Below are 22685 nucleotides of genomic sequence, written 5' to 3'. Positions count from 1 at the left end.
GTCGGAAAATGGAGCAACATCGCAAGTCAACAGTTGTCATTACAGGAGCTTCTTCAGGAGTTGGTCTATACGCGGCAAAAGCACTTGCTCAAAAAGGATGGCACGTAGTCATGGCGTGTCGAAATTTGGAAAAGGCAAAAAATGCTGCTGAAAGCGTAGGAATACCACAAGAAAGCTACACGGTCATGCATATTGATCTTGGCTCGCTTGATAGCGTTCGGAAGTTTGTGAACGACTTTAGAGCAAGTGGCAAATCTTTAGATGCGTTAGTCTGCAATGCTGCAATTTATATGCCTTTGTTGAAAGAGCCGCAGCGCAGCCCAGAAGGCTATGAGTTGACTATGACTACCAATCACCTTGGTCATTTTCTTTTGTGCAACTTGATGCTTGAAGATCTCAAAAATTCATCAGCTACAGATAAGCGAGTTATTATTTTGGGAACTGTGACGCATAACCCTGACGAGTTGGGAGGGAAAATTCCTCCACGTCCTGACTTAGGAAATCTCGATGGCTTTGCTGATGGGTTTAAAGCTCCTATTTCGATGATTGATGGCAAGAAATTTGAGCCTGTCAAGGCTTATAAAGATAGCAAAGTTTGCAATGTATTAACAATGCGGGAGTTACATCGACGCTATCACGATACAACCGGAATTACTTTCACCTCGCTTTATCCAGGTTGTGTTGCAGACACGCCTCTATTCCGCAACCATTATCCATTGTTTCAGAAACTTTTCCCCTTGTTCCAGAAATACATTACAGGTGGTTATGTCTCTCAAGAATTAGCTGGTGAGCGCGTCGCAGCAGTAGTTATCGATCCTGAATACAAGCAATCTGGCGTGTATTGGAGTTGGGGCAATCGCCAAAAGAAAGATGGCAAGCCATTTGTCCAAAAGGTTTCTCCCCAAGCCCGCGATGATGCAAAAGCTGAACGAATGTGGGATCTCAGCGAACAGCTCGTTAAAGCTTAGCAAAATCAATTAATGAGGGGTCGAGATGAGGGAAGACTGTCACAGCCCTTAGACTTAAGGGTCAGACAATCATCATCCCCGATCCTTCAGTTGTCTTATGCCGATCGCGATATTTGTTGATGCATGAGAGTAGTTCTGTTGCAATTGATGCATATGATTGAATAAGTTCCAGCAGTATTGCTCGGTTAGCCCACAAGTGACAGCACCTCGGAGAACAACGTTAAAGTACCAATCGTTTGGGGCGAGTTCTTCAGTTAACTTATCGATAACTACGTAAGTACGTACGTTTTGATATACGCGATCGCGGCTGGAGACATTGATAGTTTCTTGACGATACCAATTGTGGACTACGCCTTCGCGTTCGTCTAAATGAGCACTTAATCGCCAAGGTAATTGATACAATACGCCTTCTACAACACCACTTTGATCTTTGATAATATCTAAAACTCCAGAGCGACGCAGCGCTGAATAAGAATAAAATCCCAAGCGATATCCTGAAAGCTGAGCAGGTCCAATCACGTAGATATGAGTTTTTTCACCAAGCGATCGCTTGAGGTCTACCGGACACATACAAGAACCGTAGGCAAAGTAGTAAAACATTGCTTCTTTATGTTGTCGCTGCGTTACTTGTGATGCCGGAAAGCTCATAAACTGCAATCAAAGTACTTAATTATTTTATTCAGCCAATTTTAGCAGAACTACTTGGATCTAAAGTGACGTATTCCGACCGACAAACTGTAGATTAAAATCATGAGTTACAAGTTGGTATCAACTGAGCTGCGATCGCTCATGCTATGCACATATTAAGGAACTGCAATTCTTGCAGAAAAAATCGTATTTTTGCCTGAAAAATTCAATTTTGGTGGGTGTAACCTCAAATACCTGTTTTTTGTTTTCACGTATTATTACTTAAATAAATTAGACAAGAAACTATTTTTTAATACTTTAAATCAATTTTGCAAAATAAAGAGAACCAAGATAACACTTGATAAAATACGATTTGAGCGGATTTTAAGGAATAAAGCGACTTATACTGGCTTAAATATGAATTAATGCTTGTTTGTAAGGAAAATCAGATATACAGCCAAACATACTTCCTGAGACTTATAGACTGCCGTAATCAAAAACAACATAATACGGGTATCTATATTGCTAATTTAATCACTTCTATGGCAGCTCCGATTGAATTTGAATTGTTTGCTCCATACGTCAAAGGAGCAGCCTTAATCGGGGATTTCTCAAATTGGGAAGATATCCCCATGCAAAAAGGTGAAGATGGTTATTTCCGCACGCAAGTAGAACTCGAAGACGGAGATTATCAATACAAATTCCGCGTTCAATCCAAATCATGGTTTTTTGAACCGGATCAATGGGTAGAAGTTGTCGATCCTTATGCTGTTGATATTGATAACCCTACTCAAAATGGAGTAGTGCGGATCAAAGATGGGGAACGTATCGTTGACACCTATGTTTGGCAACACGATGATAAGCCTTTACCAGCAGATCGTGAGTTGGTCATTTATGAATTACACGTAGGTGATTTTTCCGGCGGTGAAGACGATCCTTACGCCCGTGGCAAATACAAGCACGTAATTGAGAAACTCGACTATCTGTGTGAATTGGGCGTTAATGCAATTGAACTAATGCCCGTTAAAGAATATCCTGGAGATCATAGCTGGGGATACAACCCTCGACATTTTTTTGCTACAGAATCGAGTTATGGTCTAACTGAGGGATTGAAGCGTCTCATCGATGAATGTCATGGGCGAGGGATGCGCATCATCATGGATGGTATTTATAACCATTCAGAAGCATCAGCACCATTAACACAAATCGATCACGATTACTGGTATCACCATGAACCCCGCGATCCTGATAACAACTGGGGACCAGAATTTAATTATGAGCATTATGACGAAAAGCTAGAAACATATCCAGCGCGACGATTTATTGGAGATAATATCCGTTTCTGGATTCAGGAGTATCATACAGATGGTATTCGCTTCGATGCGGCACGACAAATTGCTAATTATGACTTTATGCATTGGATTGTGCAAGAAGCTAAAAATACAGCTAGCATGAAGCCATTTTATACTGTTGCTGAACATATTCCGGAAACACCTACCATCACTAATGCCGATGGACCAATGGATGGTTGCTGGCATGATAGCTTTTATCACTGTGTTTTAGAACATATCTGCGGTGACACGTTTGATTTAGATCGCCTCAAAGATGTGATTGACTGTAAGCGTCAAGGCTTCATGGGGACAGTTAACGTTGTCAATTACTTAACCAATCACGATCATAATCACCTAATGGTGGAGTTAGGCGATCGCGAAATTTTTGAAGAAGAAGCATTCAAGCGGATCAAGCTAGGAGTTGCCATTTTAATGACGGCGATCGGCGTTCCATTAGTATGGATGGGTGAAGAATTTGGTGAATACAAGCCTAAAACTCCTGATTCCGCCAAAATTGATTGGACATTACTGGGTAACGATCTCAACCGTGGTTTATTTGAGTACTACAAAGGGATGATTGCGCTACGTAAGCACAATCATGCACTTTACACTGAAAACATTGACTTCTTCCACGAAAATCCAGAAGCTAAAGTTCTCGCTTACACGCGCTGGAATGATGAAGGTTCCCGCATTGTTGTCGTAGCTAACTTCTCAGAAGACTTCCTCGGAGGTTATTATGTGTCTAATTTCCCTGCTGCTGGCAAGTGGCACGAGTGGACAGGTGACTATGATATCGAGTCTGGAGAAGATGGCTTGATGCTTGACATTGGAGGTTACGAAGCCAAAGTATTCGTCTGGCAACAGTGATGCGCTAGCCAACATCATCAGTCGTTCCTTGAGTGAGCTACACAAATGCAGCTCACTTTTGGTTTTACACAGATTTTTGAAAGCTCTTAGCAGTTTGCAATTAGCACTAAGCTAACAGCTCTTATTTTCTTACAAAATTGTGCCAATTTCTTTTAGATAAACTCGCGTAAACGGTTCGCCCGCGCCTAACGTATAATCTTCAATCAAGCCCCGACGACGAATAGAAATGTTGTCTCTTTCTTTGACAACTATGGTTGAATCTTCAAAAACGTCCCGCGCCAATGTCATTTCTGTTTCTGTTGGATCATTGAGCACAACCATATTGCTACCGTAGTAGAATATCCCTTCTTTTTCCAAAACTTCCTCGTTATACTCGGCAATTAGCAGATCGAGCCTAGGATTACGTAGTAAGTTTTGAATATTGTTGTTGTATTCTTTGTTCAAGACTTTTGGCGAACGGTTAACAAAAACACCATCTTGACATACCGCCCCAATTGTCCAGTCAGGATGTTGCAAAAGAATGTGATCGATTGTTTCTTGCAGTTCTCCTACAGAAACACGGTTGAATGTGATAATTGGTATTCTGGCATGACTGCCAGACTCAAAAAAGGTTTCGAGAATGTATGATGGCACATCCACACTTTCACCAACAGCAGGATTAAGATGCATAAAAATACCTGGCGCTGCATTAATTTCAATGATGCCAAAATTGCCTGATTTCCAGGATTGAGAAAGGCTATGGGTGATGACATCAATGCCAAGGCAAGTTAAGCGAAAATGCTGAGCAATGTCTTGCGCCAAAATGATGTTGTCGTGGTGAACATCGCGGGTTGCATCAATACTGAATCCGCCAGCAGAAAGATTGGCAACTTTACGCAGATACACAGTACGTTCTTGCTCTAGTATGCTATCTAGCGATAAGCCTTGTTCTTCTAGATAAAGTTCCATAGCCTCATCGCACTGAATTTTACTCATTGCAGAGGTTGGCGTGTCTAGACGTGCTGGTTTACGATTTTCGCGTTCAATTAACTCAGCAATTGTAGATTCACCATCACCAATAACGGATGCGGGACGCCGTTCAGTTGCAGCAACAAACCTGCCGTTGACACACAGTAACCGAAAATCTGATCCTGAGATGCTTTTTTCTACAATGATCCGAATTGGTTGATCTTCTGGAATCGCATTGACTGCTCTATTGTAAGCAGATTTGAGTTCCTCAGAATTTTGCACATCTGCGGTGACACCGATTCCTTTATGTCCCACTACAGGTTTAACTGCAACTGGATAACCAATGTCTGCTGCTGCTGCCGTAGCTTCCTTGAGAGAAGTCACAAGATCGCCCCCTGGAACAGGAAAACCAAGCGTCCCTAAAAAAGCCTTACAGTCATCTTTGCGTGTTGTAAAGTCCGAATCGAGGTGACTATCACAATCGAAGGTCGTCGCTACACCGCGTACTTGCTTACTACCATAGCCATACTGCATTAACCCTTCATCCCAAAGATAAAATGTGGGAATGCGCTTTTTATCAGCCGTACGTAGTAAAGCATAAACTGTAGGACCACCGTACACTGATTGGCGAAATTTGTTTTGAAGTATCCTAATTTGCTCTTCGTATACTATTTCGCGGTTTTGGGTAATTGATTCAAACCAGTCCCAAACAAAATAGACAACTGCATGGGCTGTTTTACCATGTAACGACTGTATAGCAATTCTGGCATACTCTGGATAGTATTGAATGCTCCAGTGCTCTAAATGCAAACCCATGTCGAGTTTTCCAACTTCAGAAACTGTGCGAGCAAATAAATGTGCATGAGATTGATACTTTTCTGCGCGCAGTTGCGGGTAGCGATCGCCAATCGCAGCAACATATTCTTCTATCGACAAGGGCTTTTCAGACTCTGTCAGTGCAATATCAAAGACAATCGCACCGGTTTCTAAATATTGATTGGGACCTTCGTAATGTTTAAGATTGAAGACATCAAAGACATCAGTTGCTCTAGCATTTACTCTCACTACATCTGTACTTGCGCTTTGTACCATTGAGTTTCTCCCAAAAATATCATGTGGACGCCCAATTGCGTCTTACGTTACTGCTTAGTGATGACTATTAATAAGCCGAAGACTAGGATATACGCGATCGCTGCACCATTTGGTTTCGTGCGTAAGCTTCCTTGAATAGTGAACCTACAATCTGCCTTAATTCTTTGAGAAAGATTACCTTTAATGCAATTATTTTGCAGCTATCTCAAGGTATAGTTTTGTATACTTTAGACTTCATCACTAAAGGTTTATTCTCGTTAATCATTTTATTACTGAGATATATAACCTGCGAAAGGTACGCTCTGACTTCTTCTATGAGTAAATATAGAAATAATTAAAGAAGTTTAGGAGACAGCATTATGCACGATATGGAAGCTGCTCTTCGAGAAGAAATTCGGCAACTAGCAGAAGAAGCTTTTCATAGAAGACTTATCTCTGGATATGGTGACGGTCCAACCAAGAATGAGTACCAAATTGTCTTTAAAGGAAAACCAAGACATCTCCCTCTTAAGAGAGCACGTGCCTTTTTAGACAACTTAATTTTGAGAAGTCGTGTTAGAGAAGCTTCATCAGTGTAGACTATATAACGATTACTTTGCAATAAAAGCAATATTCATAAATAAGGCTTAAAGTAAAAGACCCTAAACTGGGGTCTTTTTTTGATTATGGTAGTAATTTATACATTAATTTTTATATAGACCGATCAGTAAGTTGAAAACTTCTGTATATAAATCTACCAAACGGGTAGTAGCACAGATAATATTATTGTGATTTATTTAGTATATAAGTAGGACTTATGCACATTTCCATCACCTCTGTTTGAACTTTTGTAGCTATCAGAGGTAAGTCGGCAAGGAAGTAACAAAGGTTGAAACTTACAATTCCATCAATGGCACTTAAGTCCTAACCCTAAAAAATAACTAGGAGGGAATATGGCGCAGAGCCAAACTAAAGGTCAATTGGTTATTATCGGTGGAGCAGAAGATAAAGAAGGAGAATGCACTATTCTACGAGAATTTGTGCGTCGTGCAGGAGGAACCAAAGCACGGATTGTCATTATGACAGCAGCAACAGAATTACCAAGAGAAGTAGGAGAAAATTACATAAGAATCTTTGAACGCTTGGGTGCGGAGGATGTGCGTATAGTAGATACTGAATCACGCGAAGATGCTAGTTCTTCAACAGCATTAGAAGCTATTGATAAGGCAACTGGTATATTTTTTACAGGAGGCGATCAATCCCGCATTACAGACATATTAAAAGATACAGAGATTGATACCAGAATTCACAAGCGTTTTCAAGCAGGACTTGTCGTTGGCGGAACCAGTGCTGGGGCGGCTGTAATGCCAGATGTCATGATTGTAGAAGGGGATTCAGAGACAAATCCTCGGATGGAAATTGTCGATCTTGGTCCTGGTATGGGTTTTCTTCCAGAAGTTGTCATTGACCAGCATTTTTCTCAACGGGGACGTTTGGGACGTTTAATTGCTGCTTTAGCGCAGCAGCCTGCTGTTTTGGGATTTGGTATTGATGAAAATACAGCTATGATTGTCAGTAATGACCAATTTGAAGTTGTGGGAGCAGGTTCTGTTACAGTTGTAGATGATTCAAATATTACTCACAGTAACGTAGATGAAATATTAAAAGACGAGGCTTTGGCAGTTTGTGGTGCTAAGTTACATATTCTGCCACATGGATACAAATTCGATCTCAAAACTAGAAAGCCCATTCTAGATAATATTTCTCCAGCTACTAATCAGTCACAAAATAATAGCTTAGATGCTAACCAAACAGTAGCTCAATCTACTGAGGAACAATTACTAAAGCAATTAGCTACATAAGAGACATTTTATTAGATTAATTACTTAGTAAAATAACTTTATGAAGTAGTAGAAGCTACTTCTTTTTTATGCTCTTCAAAAGCATATATGTTTTGTCGTATGCTAAAAAAATCTTCACTAAATCATGTAGGAAAAACATTTTAAAATCAATAAACAAACATCATCGAAAAATAGTGTAAATATTTTTGTTCACTTCTAGTAATGTATATGTTTACTATTAAAAACTATTTTTTAATGTAAAACAAAGAAAAACAACCAAAGCAATTATCTATTTTTTTCAAAATCAATTCATTAAAAATAGACCGAGCTTTTATGACCAATAAAATAGAATTCAAGCTTTTTGCACCTCGTAATAAACAAGCAGCATTAATGGGTTCCTTTTCTAGCTGGAACCAAATCTCCATGACAAAGAATGAGCAAGGTTTTTTTCAGACTGTTATTGAGTTGGAAGACGGCATTTATCAGTATAAATTTCGGGTTCAACAGCTAAACTCGAATTCTGAAGTGGAGCAGTGGGTAGATGTTATCGATCCTTATAGTACAGATGTGAATGAAGCAGAAGGTACAAGTGTATTACAAGTCAAGGATGGAAAGAAAATCATCGATGATTATGTCTGGCAGTACGATAATAAAGCGCTACCTGAAAATCAAGAGATAGTGTTGTATGAGATACACGTTGCTGATTTTACAAGAGGAGATAATAACTCTGATAGACAAGGAAAGTATAATGATATCATCACTAAATTAGATTATCTCAGTGACCTAGGAATTAACACTATTCAGTTAATGCCAGTAACTGAATTTACCGGAAGTTATAGTTGGGGTTACAAAGTACGGCATTTCTTCGCTACAGAATCAAGTTATGGTTCAACGATGGATTTAAAGCAATTAATCGATGAATGCCATGCTAGAGGTATTCGAGTCATTATTGATGGCATTTATAAGCATTCTGATGAAGAATGTCCTTTGATATTGATTGATCGTGACTACTGGTATTATCATTCAGCCAAAAACCCTGACGATCCAGATAATTATTGGGGACCTGAATTTAATTATGAGTATTACGATGAAGAACTAGACATTAAACCTGCTTGGCAGTTTGTTGGTGATGTCGTGCGTTTTTGGATTGAAGAATATCACATTGATGGAATTCGCTTTGATGCTTTGAAGCAGTTAGGAAATTATGACTTTCTTTATTGGATTGCACAGCAGGCGAAACAAGTAGCTGGGAAGAAATCTTTTTACAACGTGGGAGAACATATCCCAGAAACACCAGAAGTAACTGTTGATTCTGGACCAATGGATGGTTGCTGGCGTGAAAGTTTTCGGATTTTCGTTTTAGATTATGTAAGTGGGAAAACGTTTAATCTAGAGCAGCTTAAAGAAGTTCTTGATGCAAAACGCCAAGGATTTTCTTATGCAGCAAATGTTGTTCACTATTTAGCCAGTCACGATCGCAATCACTTGATGGTAGAACTTGGCGATCGCGGTATATTTGATGCTGCTGCATTCCAACGAGCAAAATTAGCTGTTGTTCTCCAAATGACCGCAGTCGGAATCCCAATGATTAGTATGGGGGAAGAATTTGGTCAAGATACACGGCAAACTCCAAATCAACCGAATCCGTTGAAATGGTCATTGCTAGAAAATGCAGCAAACCGTAATTTGTGGGTACATTACCAGAAATTAATTAACTTACGTAACCAAAATTCTGCCTTACATACAGAAAATATTGAGTTTTTCCACGAAGATCCAGACGTCAAGTTGCTAGCTTACCAACGTTGGAATGATTCAGGTTCTCGTGTTGTCGTTGTGGTGAATTTGGGCGATCGCCATCTCACAAACTATTGTGTGAACAACTTACCCACTGATGGAAATTGGCGCGATTGGATCAGCAATGCAGTTGCGCAAGTCTCAGAAAATAACTTGTACATAGATTTACCAGAGTATGAAGCTAAAGTATTTGTCACCGATGAGGATCATTTTCAGATTGCTGTCTGTTGAAACTTAATCAGATTAGGTAAGGCTGTGATAACATGAGAGATTGCTGCATTATATCTATTTAACCGAGTAAATCATGGCTTTGACGCAAGAGCGTAAACAAGAGCTAATCTCTAGCTACCAAGTTCACGAAACCGATACAGGCTCAGCAGCTGTTCAAATTGCGATGCTGACTGAGCGAATTAACCGTTTGAGCGAACATCTCAAAAGTAATAAGAAAGATCATTCTTCTCGACGGGGATTACTAAAAATAATTGGTCAGCGCAAGCGTCTGTTATCCTATTTGCAGACAGAAGATCGAGAACAGTATCAAAATCTCATTGGTCGCCTCGGTATTCGTGGTTAGGGAGTAATTGAGTTCATGACACCTGAACCTGAAAATAAGCGTTTGCCCTTTGAACCTAGTAAAAAACGGCAAAAAACGGCAAAAACAAAAAAAGCTCCGGTTGTTAAAGGTAAAGAAGTAGAAACTAAGAACAAGCAAGAACCACAGGTAACTCGAGAACAAATGGCAGTACCGAAAGTGGTGAGCGATCGCATGGCGCGACGCATGGCAGCTTTTTGTGGCGTACCGACAGCATTAGGTATGACTACATTTATTGTCAGCTACTTAATTGTGAGCAACGGCTGGTTTAAATTGCCAACTGTAGCAGTTTTGCTAGTCAGCACGGGCTTTTTTGGTTTAGGTGTATTGGGTTTATCTTACGGCGTTATTTCTGCTTCCTGGGATGAGGAAACTGTCGGAAGCTTGCTAGGCTGGCAAGAATTCACCAGCAATTGGGGTCGGATGTTGTCAGCTTGGCGCTCAAGGCGGCAGAAGAAGAGTTCTGAAATTTGATTAAGTTAATTTCATCCCAAGTTCTGAATTTTGAGGTTTGACGTACAAGCTAGATCAAGTCTCTAAAATCAGTGTGCCTAGGTTGAAGAGAATAAAGAATTATGCAAAATAGTGCTAATTATAATTGACACAAGCAGTTGAATAATTCATTACTCACTCAAAACTTCAACATTTATAACTCATAACTCACCTATCTAGAGCGCTATATTTTAACTATGTAGGGTTTATTTATAGAGCAATAGCAACCAACTGAGCAAGGAACTAACATGATCGTAGTCATGAAAATCGGCTCTCCTGAAGTCGAGATTGCACGTATAAGCGAAGAACTTACTACGTGGGGTTTAACACCAGAAAAAATTGTAGGCAAGCACAAAGTTGTCATCGGATTAGTGGGAGACACTGCAAGCCTAGATCCATTGCAGCTACAAGAAATTAGTCCTTGGATTGAACAAGTGTTGCGCGTAGAACAGCCGTTTAAGCGAGTGAGTCGTGAATTTCGTCATGGCGAAGCTAGCGAGGTAGCAGTTGAAACCCCTAACGGTACAGTTTATTTTGGACAACATCATCCTGTAGCAGTTGTTGCTGGACCTTGCTCGGTAGAAAATGAAGCAATGATTGTCGAAACAGCACGGCGCGTTCAAGCAGCAGGAGCAACATTTCTACGCGGCGGGGCTTATAAACCAAGAACTTCGCCTTATGCGTTCCAAGGTCATGGTGAAAGTGCATTAGAACTATTAGCAGCAGCACGCGAAGCAAGTGGATTAGGAATCATTACGGAAGTCATGGATGCGGCTGACTTGGACAAAATTGTTGAAGTTGCAGATGTCGTTCAAGTTGGTGCGCGGAATATGCAAAATTTCTCGCTGTTGAAAAAAGTAGGAGCGCAACCCAAGCCTGTACTCCTCAAGCGGGGAATGTCTGCAACAATTGAAGAATGGTTGATGGCAGCTGAATATATCTTAGCTGCGGGAAATCCTAATGTTATTTTATGCGAACGCGGGATTCGGACTTTTGATCGTCAGTATGCACGCAATACACTTGATTTGGCAGTTATTCCAGTATTGCGATCGCTCACGCATTTACCGATTATGATCGATCCCAGCCACGGTACAGGTAAAGCAGAATACGTTCCGGCAATGTCGCTAGCAGCACTAGCAGCAGGTACTGATTCGTTAATGATTGAAGTCCATCCCAACCCTGCAAAAGCTCTATCAGATGGTCCGCAATCTTTAACGCCAGAACGTTTTGACAGCTTGATGCAAGAACTCAGTGTTATTGGTAAAGCTGTATCGCGTTGGCAAGAAAGAGCGATCGCGTTGTCACGTTAGACTTCATGCATGAATCACAAACGCCCTCTGACTAAAGTCAGGGCTACTCAAGCGAAGTGTGCGGAGGCACACTCTCAAGTTTAAGTTTTATTTAGGAAGTCCACCTCCGTGGACTTAGTTTATCTAGTAGCGAATTTATTCGCACTCGCATTCTATCCTCAACGGCGACGTCCACCACTACTACGGAAACCACCGCTACTGCGGCTGCGGCTTGAGCCAAATGAACGGCTGCTACCGAAACTTCCTGAAGAAGGACGTCTGTTGTAGTTAGAATTACCAGAACGCAAGTTACTTGCACCAAATCCTGAACCACTAGGACGGTTAGTTGTGGTAGTGCGCGGAGCAGTCCGTCGCGTGGTTGTAGACGGTTGACTATAACTTGGTGTTCTGATGCGCCCTGTAGTGCGGAAATTAGACCGTCGATTTCTTTCTGCAAGCGGTGCTGCGTTATATCGCGATTGATAGCGGTCAACTGCTTGACCATAAGAGCTACCATAACCACCATAGCCTGTAATTACAGATGCTCCTGGTCGATACAGAGGCGGTACGTAGTACTGCGGTCTAAACAACAGACTACCAATTGCTTGACCAGCTAAAGCACCAGCAAACGGCGACCAAAAACCCGTCTCGCGACGAACAACTACAGTTTCTTGCTGTCCAGTTTGGGGATTTGTCTGAGTTTCTGCAACATTATGGACGTATTCGATTTTAAAGTCTTCCGTTAAGTACAGTACTGGTTGACCATTTTCTACTTGGAGATAGCTTTTTTGACCAGCTTTGATGTCTTCATCTGTTAGCCGCGCCATCTGCAAGTTGGCGGTAGTAAATGTTGGCGGTGTACCAGGAGGAGTATTGAGTAAAAATAAACTATACTCTCCTGTCGCATCATCGTAAGTAGCTTGCTGGACAGGGTATTGTCCATCACTCAGCCGAGTACTCGTCGTCACTGGAGAAGCGACATTTCTCACCTGTGAAGCGTTAGATTCTGGTCTACCACCACAGGCGATCGTTGTCCAGCACAAAGATATCGTTAAAAAAATCAGTGTAACTCGCCGCAAGATTGTCATCATATTTTCAAAAATCAGCTTATTTCGAGATTAACAGGATCTCAACTCTTCCGACATCTGGCTATTGTAGGGACTTCAATTGATTACAAAGGAACTAACTCAGGAAAATATTGCAGCAATTGGTCATTGGTCAATTCATCACCAAATTGCGCTGGAGAAAAATGTACTTGAATTCCTCGCAGTTTTTCTTGATAATGCAAATTAATTAAAGCTTTTAACCCAGCTTTGAGAGCGGTAACATCGGCTAAATTTGTTTCTAATTCAGGAACTTCACCTTCAAAAGCCGCAGTCACCATAACAACGACATTACGAGTTGCTGGTAGCGATAATGGTTCATTCAAGTCAGAATCGGCACCATCTAAGTCTACTTCACTCAAGTAACGCTGCGCTGAGTCAGTAAACAACTCGTTGAAGTAATCGCCTGCTTCACCTTCATCCCAAAAAACATCACCCTCATTAGCCGCAGAAAGCCAGTATTCGTCGTATTGTAGTAGGCTTTGGCAAACTTCTACTAGTCCTTCTCCTAGAACTTCTAAATCGCCCTCTGTATCAATTGCCTCGCGTGCGGTACGATTTAATATTCCAAGGAGTGGTGCTACATCAGAACCCGCAAGATGTACAAAAATACGACACACAACAAAGCGAGTGCGATTCGTCATCCGATTTAAGCGATCGCGCCATGCGTTCATTTATCATATCCTCACGATTTACAAAAATGATTTAATGCCTACTAAGTTAACAAAGCATCCATTATGAATATTGGCATTATTGGTCTCGGTTTAATCGGTGGCTCTTTAGGTTTAGATTTAAGATTGCAAGGATACCGTGTTTTAGGCGTCAGTCGCCGAGAACAGACCTGCGAGCAAGCGATCGCTTGTGGTGCAGTTGATACAGCAAGTGTTGACTTAACAACGCTCAAACCTGCTGATCTCGTCATTATTTGTACGCACATTGCGGCAATTTTACCTACGGTACAACAACTGATTCCACATTTATCTCCTGCTACAGTTCTAACTGATGTCGGTTCAGTAAAAGTTCCCGTCGTGGAAGCGATCGCACCGTTGTGGGAAAATTTTGTTGGCGGACACCCGATGGCGGGAAAAACGGAAAGTGGAATTGAAGCTGCACAAAAGCAGTTATTTGTCAATAATCCATATGTGTTAACTCCCATTGCGTCAACACCAGCAAGCGCAGTGCAAATTGTCGAGGAAGTTGCGCGATCGCTCCAAGCAAAAATTTACCACTGTCGCCCAGAAGATCACGACCGTGCAGTTAGTTGGATTTCGCACTTACCAGTGATGGTGAGCACTAATTTAATTGCAGCGTGCATGAGTGAAAGTAACCCTGAAGTTTTAACTTTAGCGCAAAATCTCGCCAGTTCTGGATTTCGCGATACAAGCCGCGTTGGTGGCGGTAATTCAGAGTTGGGTGTCATGATGGCACGATACAATCGTCAGGAATTACTGCGATCGCTACAGTACTATCGCCAACACTTAGATGATTTGATTGCGATCGTCGAGCAAGAAAACTGGGAAGCTTTAGAACAACGATTAAAGTCTACACATGCCGCCCGAACTCGCTTTCTCAAAGAGTGATAGTTGATCTTAATACTAGGTTCACAACAGTTTACCTTAACAACATTTTATGTATTAAATGAAGTTATCATCGCACTAACATGAAAACGATGAAAACTGGTAGCAGTTCGGTCATTTGGGTACACTACATAAATATCATCTGTACTCAAACTACTCCTCGTATTTTAGTTTTTTGTAACTACAAACTCAGTGTTTTCTTTACGACAAAATTTGTATGACGGCAAGTAGTGATACCCGCAAAAGACGACAGTAAGTGCTTTGCATACTAAAGTAAATAGGAAAGAAGTTAAGATATACTATCTTTTTCCGTCCTTTAAGAAGTGAATACGTGTTGATTGAATTAGCAATAATCTTTCAACGTGAATGCAAAAACTGTTACTCAGAATAATTTCATTGAAGTGCAATAAAGTTGTCACAAAAATGACATAGTAGCTGTTTAAACTAAAACTAAGTTAAATAGGAAACTATCAAGATACCAAGACAGTCAATAATCTATAAAGAGCTTTGCTAAAACAGTATTTGTATTTTTGTATCTAGTCATTATTGATTTGCTGTAAGTGAGACATATGGACAACAAACCACAAGAAACAAGACAATTACATCACAACTCCTCAACTTCTCCCTGGCGGAAAACAGCGAGTTACGTATCAATGATGCTACTGGGAGCGGGTGTTGCTTTTTCAGGAAGTAATCTCGCAACGCGAATGCACTCATCATCGATCTCAACACCCATTAGTCCCGCGATCGCAGCACCTATCCCAACAACAGACCCCAACTTTGTCGCTAATGTTGTCGAAAGAGTCGGACCTGCTGTCGTGCGCATTGAATCATCACGAACTGTTACTACGCGAGTTCCTGATGTCTTTGACGATCCGTTTTTCCGGCGGTTCTTTGGTTCGCAAATTCCCCGAACGCAACAAAGAGTGCAACAAGGAACAGGCTCAGGATTTATTATTAGTGCAGATGGACGCATTTTAACGAATGCTCACGTTGTTGATGGTGCGCGTAGTGTCAGTGTAGTTCTCAACGATGGACGCCGCTTTACTGGTCAAGTGTTGGGCACAGATCCGGTAACAGATGTTGCTGTAATTAAAATTGATGCAGATCAACTACCGACATTAACAATGGGTAACTCAGATCAACTGCGTCCAGGAGAATTTGCGATCGCGATCGGTAATCCTTTAGGATTAGACAATACCGTAACAACTGGTATTATTAGTGCAACAGGTCGTACTAGTAATCAAGTCGGTGTTGCTGATAAGCGCGTACAATTTATTCAAACTGACGCAGCCATTAATCCTGGGAACTCAGGTGGACCTTTGCTCAATGCTCGTGGTGAAGTTATTGGGATGAATACCGCAATTCTACGCGGTGCTCAAGGCTTAGGTTTTGCAATTCCAATTAACACTGCACAAAATATTTCCAACCAATTGATTGCGAATGGTCGAGTTGAACATCCCTACGTTGGAGTTCAGATGGTAGCTTTATCGCCAGAGTTACGACAAGAAATCAATAGTAATCCCAACAATGGTCTAAGGATTACTGAAGATCGTGGCGTTTTAATTGTCAGAGTTCTTCCAGGTTCCCCCGCAGCCCGCGCCGGACTTCGCGCTGGTGATGTGATTCGTCGAGTTAATGGTCAAGAAGCAGCAACAGCTGAAGTCGTCCAAAGAGCAGTAGAAAACACCAGAGTCGGCGGACAATTACAACTAGAAGTAAGTCGTGGTGGTAGAAATGTTAACCTCGCTTTGAATACTGGTGCTTTTCCTAGTCAGCTACAGTCTCAAAATTAAAGCTACCAACAGGCGAAAATGTCTTCATAGATAAAATTGACAGGGACGAGTGTTTTCGCCCCTGTTTTTTCTTATATGCGTAATGGAGTGAAGCTAATCTTGAGGAAACAAGTAGGCGATCGCTGTAAAAGCAAACATAGTGACTAAACTTACTAAAAAGAATGCAAAAAAGAAATGATACATAACCAAAAAATTACTTATTTTGAGCTTTAGAATTTATGATTTAATTTCACGGCTCAAAAATCGTGTCTTCCTCATAAACAATCTATTCATAGTTTGAATTGCACAAGCATTAGGTGAGTCTAAACACCATTTATTGTGCTCTATAAGGTAGGCTCACTAAGTCAAACATGAAACTTGAGGTAGGAATATTGCCTGCCCGTTGCTATAGCTACAAACTATGTCTTAGATCAGGAGAACAAAGACTCACTACATTATTGTAAAAAAGTTCGATGCACCGATGGATACAACTAGTAAATCTTATATGAAAAAGCAAAGTTAATCTTGCAACTCTCTTGCTGTCCAATTCTCAAGTTGATTGACTTCGGGAAACAAACTTTCTACATCGTAAGGATCGTCATCAACAATCTCTCGGCGAATCCAATTTTTTAAACTACGATGCAAGGAAGATATTGTCATAGATTCTATTATCAAAGGAAAGCGGTATTTAAAACTTTGAGTAAAAAACATACTATTCTCCTGAGAATACAATGAAGTTAATTCAAACAACAATCTAATGTTTAAAAAATTAAAACTTTGAGCTACTGAACAAAAGTCATGACTTTTCTACTAAATAAATAATTGCAAATAGAATTTAAAGTTTTGTTTAAAAAATCAGATGATAAGTAACTAAGTGCGCTACCACCGAACAATATTAGACTACCAACTGCTTATGACAGTCATATGAAGAATATGTGTCGGATCTTTGTAAAGACTACTATTTAATATTTTAGATAGCTAAAGCCTTACCTAATGTTAATTTTAGTCACTTAATGTTGCAATACTCAACGCAAACCTAAGCCATAAATGCAAAAATTGAATACTTTACATTACATATGTGCAATGTTACCCAATACAAGTTTGATAACGAAGAGCACAGAGAAAGTTAATTTGAAATAGTAAAAAAGGGTAGGCATCTTGCCTACCCCACCCAATGAGTGAACTTAGCAAACATCACTACGATCTGCTGGCTTGTAGATCGTAGTGATGCCATAATGTCAGTTATTAAGGATACAGACGATAGAATCGGAAAAAGAAGTTATCAACGGGTAGAATTTCGATGTCACGAAAGCCTGCGGCTTGGGCATAACCCCGTAAGGTATCGGTTCGCATCACGGTACCTGTTCCACCACAGTGATATTCGCCGTCGTCTGCCATACCTACTGGCAAGCAGTGTAAAACGCTCCAACCGTACATCATCCATTCTATATCATTGCCAGAAGCTGTAAAGCGATCGCCAACCCGCTCATCTGCAATAAGAACTGCACCATTGTCTCCTACTAAACGCCGCATGGTTTGAAGTGCGCCTACAGGATTACCCAAGTCATGAATGCATTCAAAAGCAGTGACTAAATCATACTGCTGCGTCAGGATAGGGTTACTAACATCATGATGATGGATTGTTACGCGATCGCTTAATCCCGCTTCTCGGACATTTTGCTGCGCTAATTCAACTGAAGGAGTATCCAAGTCATAACCATCAACTTGCACCTTGGTGTATGCTTGCGCAATCCCAATACTCGACCAACCTCCACCACAACCAATATCTGCAATCCGCGCAGGAGGATCGGCTTGCAACCGAGCATGAAGATCAGGCATTGCCGGAATCCATTCAGTTCCCAACTGCTGGAGAAACATCGAGCGGTTAATCGCAGCTTGTCCTTCACGGAACATAGTTCCGTATTCACGATAGGGTACGCCACCACCGCTGCGGTAGGCATTTAATAGTGAGGTTAAGGGGCGTGTCACACCTACCAACATATAAGTTAATGGAGTTAGATAATCCAGACTATCGCGATCGAGGAGTGCTTCAACGTGTCCCGCAGGTAAGTGATAGCGTCGTGTTTTTGCAGGTGCGTTTTCATCATCAATTTCTAGGATACCTGTAACTGTTTGCTGTTCGAGCCATTCGCGTACATAGCGCTCAATCGTGTTAGTTTGAGTTGCTAGTTCCGTTGAAGTTAACCAGCCTTCAGCAAGTGCTCGATAAAAACCCAGTTGGTCACCAATGTAAATTGTGAAAATATCAAAAGTACCTGCAACTGATTTCAGCAATCGCTCAATCAAAGCTTCCTTTTGTTGCATTGCAACAGACTGTGTAGTCATCTGTTTCTCCTTATTGTGTTGTAATTAGAATTGAGAAGCAGTCAACTTGACATCAGCATATTTCCAAGCTGCGGCAAATTGTTGTTGTATCATTTGAGCTTCCTTTGTTTTGCCTTGAGCTTGTAGACTTTGTACAAGTCCAAATAGCGACCAACCGTTGTGTGGATATTGTTTTAAATCTTCGCGGTAAACAGCCTCGGCTTCCTGTACCTGACCTGCTTTTAGTAAGGTGTAGCCCAAGTTATGACGTACGGGGTAATACCAAGATGGTGGTTCGATATAGCTCAGACTATCTTGAATACTTACTGCTTTTTTAAGTTGGGCGATCGCTTCATTTGTTTGCCCTTGAGCCTGAGTAAGTTCCGATGCTAGTACGTGAGAGGCAATATCTAACAGCGTTGATGCTTGAGGAAATGATGCTAAAGTCAGCTTTTTCATTGCATCTGTCTGGGCAATTTTGCGTAACTGTGCGTACTCAGACTTTGCTTTATCGAGATTCCCGCGCCGCACATATGCTAAACCTCGCGCCCAGTGCCACATTCCCGTGGTATATTGCAGTTGTGATGCAGGCTGTGGTTCTTGAAGGATTTCTTGCCATTTACCAAAGCGCGCTAAGGCAAATAGTGGCATTGGTTTGAAGTCTTCCAAAGCAGGAACATCCTGATAGGCACGATCGGGAATTTTAGTAACTAACTTCCGCGCGGCTTCGAGCGCTAGAGTGCTACGCCCTGACATCTGTGCTGCTGCAAAGAGAAAGTGGATGTTGTGCGGATAGTACGCCAATGCATAGTAGCTGTGCGCATTCTGATCGCGAGTTCCACCGACACCATGTGTTTCATCTACTCGAATAGCACGTTCGTTGATCCGTACAGCATCGTAGTAGCGTCCTACTCGCCAGTAAACGTGTGACGGCATATGTACTAAGTGTCCAGCATCAGGTACGAGTGTCTCTAGCCGTTGTGCACTGGGTATTGCTCGTTCTGGAGTTCGTGATGCTTCAACAGCATGAATATAGTAGTGATTAGCTCCTGGATGATTGGGATGGCGCTGCAAAACTGATTCGAGTGTTGATACAATTTCGTTCGTGTAGGTTGTTGGTTGTCCGTCCTTCGTCCAGAAATTCCAAGGTGTGAGATCCATTAATGCTTCAGCATATAGTGTTGCTGCATCTAAGTCATTAGGGTAGCGCTGGGACAATTCGCGCATAGCCTTGGCATAATCTTGATCGAGTGAAGTACGATCCTTAACTGGCTGTGGAGCATAACGCTTTGCAAGTGCTTGGATATATGCTTGCTCCGCTTGGCTTGCCTTAGGTGCCAAATTTTGTGCTTTTTGCAATGCCGCATATGCTTTGGGAACTGCAGCATCATCCATCGGTGCATTAATATTTGGACCTAAAACTAAGGCAATTCCCCAATAACACATCGCGCAGTCGGGATCGAGTCTTGCTGCTTCGCGGAAAGAGCGCTCTGCCTCAGCATGGTTGAATCCGTAAGCCAGGATTAGTCCTTGATTAAAGTAACGTTGAGTAAGAGGATTATGAGTTGAAATCTGATAGTTGTGACTGCCAAGATTTAATAATGGTAATTTGCGATCGCCCACTTCAGTATGATAATGACCGCTCGATTGACATGCGATCGCTTTTTGCATTGGTGTAGCAGTCCATTCTGATAATCCGAATACGATCAGTAGACTTAAGAAAAATGTCGTTCGGTTCATCTGTGTCACCTCATTTGTGCTAGACATGTCAAACTGAACTAGCTGTTATGAAATACTTCACTAGCTCAGCTTGTGGTTTAGTATGCAATTGGTAAATTTTGATGTTTATTTGCTGACTTCTTTGGCGATCAGCGATAGATATCTTCTATAGTTGCGATCGCAACTGAGCCAAATTGAGCAAGTGCTAGTAACAGCATTACTGAAGCGAGATCAGCTATGGCAAAAAGCTGAAGTGCTGTTCCAACGGAAATACAAAGATGCATTGTGAATAACTCCTTTACCCGTACAGCATCAAGTTTTTCTGTTTATCCTGTTGCCGCCTAACCAAATTTATGTTGAACAAACAACTTATTCATCAAGTCACAAGCAAACCTGTGGATTAACTTGAGACAGAATCAAATGCTGCCAATACTACCCAAGTACTACTTCGCCAAACTCGTCAGCTAAATAGGACAAACACTTGAAGCGCAAAAGCATCACTTGTTCGTAAAAAGGATTCAACTTGCACAACGGTGGAATGTGAAGGATTGTATAGTTAAACAATTTGATTTCCCTCTCAAAAGGACAGCGATTAGGAATAATACGGCACAATAATCGTGCTACTTGGGGATTGCGAATTTCTATCGATTCAAGAAATTGGCGTGTTGGTTGCAGTAGCTTTAGCCTTGGAACCATTAAAGTTAAGCTAGACATTTGTTGTACCCCCTTTTTGTGCCACTATTGTTGTTGGTATTCCACCTATTACTTGCTCATAAGAATCTTTGGGAACTATTAAAGTCCCTGAAACGCAACTTGAGTTGATAAACTGTAGTTGAACTATTTCTGGAGGTAGCTATTTAGGTGGAACTACCTTGCTATTTCTAAAGTAATCGAAAATTTTGTATCTGTCGTTACAGAAAATCTCTGAACTTTACTGACTAAACCTCTCAGAAAAACTCAGCTTAGTCATTTAAATCTCTGTTACTAGAATCGAATAAGCTGTCCATGAGGCGGGACTTTGAGGTAATCGGTAAACAACCCAAGTACAGTTAATCTCAATAGTTCTTGATAATTAATTCCTTACCTTGGGCAGCAACTTTTTGCTTATAGTTATTCATGCCATATTGAAGAGTCCATTCGGTGATTTTGGCAAAGTTAAACAGTTTTCTTATTTCTGGAGAATCATCGTAAGTAATTAACCATCTGTGTTGGCATTTACACATATTTATGGCAAAGCGTTCATGATCAAAGGAAGTGTGTAAACCTCCTCTTACGCCATAAAGCCGTGATTTTGTTGCCCTGAAGTAGGGTGGATCAAGAAATAAAAAGACTCCATCTCTATCCTGATTCAATAAATCTTCGTAATTTTTGTTAGTAATGTAAACAGACGATAGTAAAGGAGAAACTTGCCGTAATCTATCAATTGATGAATCTGTAAACCTACGTTCAAATGCCTGCTGTGAATAGCCACCCGAATCAACAGTTCCAGAAAAAGTAATACGATTCAATACAAAAAATCTTACCGCTCGCTCAAATTTGCTAAGTTGTAAATCCTCACGAGTAAAGTAGGTAAATATCTCTCTGCCATTTGCATATTTTTGCTTAATTTCTGTGACTCTTGCCACAAGAGATTCTATATCATCTTGAGCGTATTCCCAAAAACAGCACAAATCATAGTTTAAGTCGTTGATCCAATAAAACTTTACTCTATTGCCCAGTAACTGCTTTACTGCCAGGAAGATAGAACCACCTCCTACAAAAGGTTCTCTGTACTCAGTAATATTTAAAGGAATATGTGGAATTATTTGGCTAAGAGCTTTTGATTTACCCCCTGGATAACGAAGTGGGCTTTTAATATTAGACATGATGTTAATGATTAGCTCTGATCTCAATCTCAATATTACTATTTCTCTGTACTTCAAGTAGAAGCTTTCTGACAAGATCTTGCCTTATTTTAGTGAGTACAGTCGAGTTGATTGAGAGAAATCTTTCCAACGCTTCTAGAGAACATGGCAAAACAATGTATTCTTTTATTCCCTTACCTGTAAGTTTCAATCTTGTAGTAAACGAAACTTGCTGACCGTTGAGCTGTAGAGAATCTATATTTGAGTATAGAATCAACTTGAAAAGACCATCTTGAATATCACTTAACTCTGGCAATGCTTTTTTAGTAGAATTCTTGGATTCCTAAATGACATAACGATTTGTGGCATGCAAGTTTTCATCTGGTGTTAAGTAATACAGCCTATTGCAAGTTTATGAGGTACAGTAAGAGGAGTACACAAATGAAGTCTAATGAAACCGTACTCGCTCGACTTGCGAGAAAAAATAGTTAAGGCATACACACAAGGTGACACCTCAATCAG

General features: G+C 40.9%; 20 protein-coding genes. 10 read left to right on the top strand and 10 right to left on the bottom strand.

The annotated features are described in order from the left end of the window. Window positions 1-8 precede the first annotated feature (8 nt). On the top strand, window positions 9-968 hold the full coding sequence (locus IQ230_RS17970) for a protochlorophyllide reductase (protein WP_193933649.1): 960 nt from the start codon (window positions 9-11) through the stop codon (window positions 966-968). Window positions 969-1040: 72 nt separating this feature from the next. Here IQ230_RS17970 and IQ230_RS17965 read toward each other — a convergent pair whose 3' ends face one another. Further along, complete coding sequence (locus IQ230_RS17965; RefSeq protein ID WP_193933648.1) at window positions 1041-1616, bottom strand: gamma-glutamylcyclotransferase; 576 nt, start codon at window positions 1614-1616, stop codon at window positions 1041-1043. Between the two features lie 521 nt (window positions 1617-2137). Between IQ230_RS17965 and IQ230_RS17960 the strand changes: the two genes are divergently transcribed. Continuing rightward, entirely contained in the window at window positions 2138-3793 is a 1656-nt protein-coding gene (locus tag IQ230_RS17960; protein ID WP_193933647.1) for an alpha-amylase family glycosyl hydrolase, read from the top strand. A gap of 129 nt (window positions 3794-3922) precedes the next feature. Here IQ230_RS17960 and IQ230_RS17955 read toward each other — a convergent pair whose 3' ends face one another. After that, a complete protein-coding gene (locus tag IQ230_RS17955; protein WP_193933646.1) occupies window positions 3923-5833 on the bottom strand; it encodes an ATP-binding protein in 1911 nt (636 codons plus the stop codon). 359 nt (window positions 5834-6192) lie between these two features. Here IQ230_RS17955 and IQ230_RS17950 point away from each other — a divergent pair, with 359 nt between their 5' ends. The 6 genes from IQ230_RS17950 to aroF all read left to right on the top strand — a co-directional run bounded on the left by IQ230_RS17950 (window position 6193) and on the right by aroF (window position 11841). Beyond that, on the top strand, window positions 6193-6411 hold the full coding sequence (locus IQ230_RS17950) for a hypothetical protein (RefSeq protein ID WP_193933645.1): 219 nt from the start codon (window positions 6193-6195) through the stop codon (window positions 6409-6411). Between the two features lie 354 nt (window positions 6412-6765). Beyond that, window positions 6766-7674, top strand: a complete 909-nt coding sequence (locus IQ230_RS17945; protein WP_193933644.1) for a cyanophycinase — start codon at window positions 6766-6768, stop codon at window positions 7672-7674. Between the two features lie 312 nt (window positions 7675-7986). Next, on the top strand, window positions 7987-9678 hold the full coding sequence (locus tag IQ230_RS17940) for an alpha-amylase family glycosyl hydrolase (protein ID WP_193933643.1): 1692 nt from the start codon (window positions 7987-7989) through the stop codon (window positions 9676-9678). A 73-nt stretch (window positions 9679-9751) separates the two neighbouring features. After that, the gene (gene rpsO / locus IQ230_RS17935; protein WP_099699602.1) at window positions 9752-10021 is read left to right on the top strand and encodes a 30S ribosomal protein S15; all 270 of its coding nucleotides are present in this window, start codon (window positions 9752-9754) and stop codon (window positions 10019-10021) included. A 15-nt stretch (window positions 10022-10036) separates the two neighbouring features. Continuing rightward, the gene (locus IQ230_RS17930; protein WP_193933642.1) at window positions 10037-10513 is read left to right on the top strand and encodes a PAM68 family protein; all 477 of its coding nucleotides are present in this window, start codon (window positions 10037-10039) and stop codon (window positions 10511-10513) included. Window positions 10514-10779: 266 nt separating this feature from the next. Continuing rightward, window positions 10780-11841: a 3-deoxy-7-phosphoheptulonate synthase gene (aroF, locus tag IQ230_RS17925; protein ID WP_193933641.1), complete on the top strand. Its 1062-nt coding sequence runs from the start codon at window positions 10780-10782 to the stop codon at window positions 11839-11841. Between the two features lie 158 nt (window positions 11842-11999). Here aroF and IQ230_RS17920 read toward each other — a convergent pair whose 3' ends face one another. Together IQ230_RS17920 and IQ230_RS17915 are read right to left on the bottom strand one after the other, a co-directional pair. Continuing rightward, window positions 12000-12911: a hypothetical protein gene (locus IQ230_RS17920; RefSeq protein WP_193933640.1), complete on the bottom strand. Its 912-nt coding sequence runs from the start codon at window positions 12909-12911 to the stop codon at window positions 12000-12002. A gap of 80 nt (window positions 12912-12991) precedes the next feature. Further along, a complete protein-coding gene (locus tag IQ230_RS17915) occupies window positions 12992-13597 on the bottom strand; it encodes a DUF1517 domain-containing protein (protein ID WP_193933639.1) in 606 nt (201 codons plus the stop codon). A 63-nt stretch (window positions 13598-13660) separates the two neighbouring features. Between IQ230_RS17915 and IQ230_RS17910 the strand changes: the two genes are divergently transcribed. Further along, window positions 13661-14503, top strand: coding sequence for a prephenate/arogenate dehydrogenase (locus IQ230_RS17910; RefSeq protein ID WP_193933638.1), 843 nt, complete (start codon window positions 13661-13663; stop codon window positions 14501-14503). 566 nt (window positions 14504-15069) lie between these two features. Then, window positions 15070-16296 (top strand): HhoA/HhoB/HtrA family serine endopeptidase, encoded by a 1227-nt coding sequence (locus IQ230_RS17905; protein ID WP_193933637.1) that lies wholly within the window; start codon window positions 15070-15072, stop codon window positions 16294-16296. Window positions 16297-16794: 498 nt separating this feature from the next. Here the strand turns inward: IQ230_RS17905 and IQ230_RS17900 are convergent, their stop codons facing one another. The 6 genes from IQ230_RS17900 to IQ230_RS17880 form a co-directional block, all read right to left on the bottom strand. Then, the gene (locus IQ230_RS17900) at window positions 16795-16935 is read right to left on the bottom strand and encodes a hypothetical protein (RefSeq protein ID WP_193933636.1); all 141 of its coding nucleotides are present in this window, start codon (window positions 16933-16935) and stop codon (window positions 16795-16797) included. A gap of 585 nt (window positions 16936-17520) precedes the next feature. Then, a complete protein-coding gene (locus IQ230_RS17895) occupies window positions 17521-18621 on the bottom strand; it encodes an SAM-dependent methyltransferase (RefSeq protein ID WP_193933635.1) in 1101 nt (366 codons plus the stop codon). 24 nt (window positions 18622-18645) lie between these two features. Continuing rightward, a complete protein-coding gene (locus IQ230_RS17890; protein WP_228055102.1) occupies window positions 18646-20367 on the bottom strand; it encodes a tetratricopeptide repeat protein in 1722 nt (573 codons plus the stop codon). A 101-nt stretch (window positions 20368-20468) separates the two neighbouring features. Next, a complete protein-coding gene (locus IQ230_RS27450; protein ID WP_265576228.1) occupies window positions 20469-20603 on the bottom strand; it encodes a hypothetical protein in 135 nt (44 codons plus the stop codon). A gap of 148 nt (window positions 20604-20751) precedes the next feature. Further along, entirely contained in the window at window positions 20752-21033 is a 282-nt protein-coding gene (locus tag IQ230_RS17885) for a Mo-dependent nitrogenase C-terminal domain-containing protein (protein WP_193933634.1), read from the bottom strand. 341 nt (window positions 21034-21374) lie between these two features. Next, entirely contained in the window at window positions 21375-22184 is an 810-nt protein-coding gene (locus tag IQ230_RS17880; protein WP_193933633.1) for a DNA adenine methylase, read from the bottom strand. Window positions 22185-22685 lie beyond the last annotated feature (501 nt).

The organism is Gloeocapsopsis crepidinum LEGE 06123 (assembly GCF_015207655.1).
GTDB classification, from domain to species: Bacteria; Cyanobacteriota; Cyanobacteriia; order Cyanobacteriales; family Chroococcidiopsidaceae; genus Gloeocapsopsis; species Gloeocapsopsis crepidinum.
The sequence above is the reverse complement of the archived record's forward strand: the minus strand, read 5'-3'. Positions and strand labels throughout refer to the sequence as shown.

Coding starts and splice junctions, on each gene's coding strand:
- IQ230_RS17895 (WP_193933635.1), bottom strand. CDS start 18,621: ATGACTACACAGTCTGTTGCAATGCAACAAAAGGAAGCTTTGATTGAG.
- IQ230_RS17910 (WP_193933638.1), top strand. CDS start 13,661: ATGAATATTGGCATTATTGGTCTCGGTTTAATCGGTGGCTCTTTAGGT.
- IQ230_RS17965 (WP_193933648.1), bottom strand. CDS start 1,616: ATGAGCTTTCCGGCATCACAAGTAACGCAGCGACAACATAAAGAAGCA.
- IQ230_RS17930 (WP_193933642.1), top strand. CDS start 10,037: ATGACACCTGAACCTGAAAATAAGCGTTTGCCCTTTGAACCTAGTAAA.
- IQ230_RS17945 (WP_193933644.1), top strand. CDS start 6,766: ATGGCGCAGAGCCAAACTAAAGGTCAATTGGTTATTATCGGTGGAGCA.
- rpsO (WP_099699602.1), top strand. CDS start 9,752: ATGGCTTTGACGCAAGAGCGTAAACAAGAGCTAATCTCTAGCTACCAA.
- IQ230_RS17960 (WP_193933647.1), top strand. CDS start 2,138: ATGGCAGCTCCGATTGAATTTGAATTGTTTGCTCCATACGTCAAAGGA.
- IQ230_RS17890 (WP_228055102.1), bottom strand. CDS start 20,367: ATGTCTAGCACAAATGAGGTGACACAGATGAACCGAACGACATTTTTC.
- IQ230_RS17920 (WP_193933640.1), bottom strand. CDS start 12,911: ATGATGACAATCTTGCGGCGAGTTACACTGATTTTTTTAACGATATCT.
- IQ230_RS17970 (WP_193933649.1), top strand. CDS start 9: ATGGAGCAACATCGCAAGTCAACAGTTGTCATTACAGGAGCTTCTTCA.
- IQ230_RS17955 (WP_193933646.1), bottom strand. CDS start 5,833: ATGGTACAAAGCGCAAGTACAGATGTAGTGAGAGTAAATGCTAGAGCA.
- aroF (WP_193933641.1), top strand. CDS start 10,780: ATGATCGTAGTCATGAAAATCGGCTCTCCTGAAGTCGAGATTGCACGT.
- IQ230_RS27450 (WP_265576228.1), bottom strand. CDS start 20,603: ATGCATCTTTGTATTTCCGTTGGAACAGCACTTCAGCTTTTTGCCATA.
- IQ230_RS17900 (WP_193933636.1), bottom strand. CDS start 16,935: ATGACAATATCTTCCTTGCATCGTAGTTTAAAAAATTGGATTCGCCGA.
- IQ230_RS17880 (WP_193933633.1), bottom strand. CDS start 22,184: ATGTCTAATATTAAAAGCCCACTTCGTTATCCAGGGGGTAAATCAAAA.
- IQ230_RS17905 (WP_193933637.1), top strand. CDS start 15,070: ATGGACAACAAACCACAAGAAACAAGACAATTACATCACAACTCCTCA.
- IQ230_RS17915 (WP_193933639.1), bottom strand. CDS start 13,597: ATGAACGCATGGCGCGATCGCTTAAATCGGATGACGAATCGCACTCGC.
- IQ230_RS17940 (WP_193933643.1), top strand. CDS start 7,987: ATGACCAATAAAATAGAATTCAAGCTTTTTGCACCTCGTAATAAACAA.
- IQ230_RS17885 (WP_193933634.1), bottom strand. CDS start 21,033: ATGTCTAGCTTAACTTTAATGGTTCCAAGGCTAAAGCTACTGCAACCA.
- IQ230_RS17950 (WP_193933645.1), top strand. CDS start 6,193: ATGCACGATATGGAAGCTGCTCTTCGAGAAGAAATTCGGCAACTAGCA.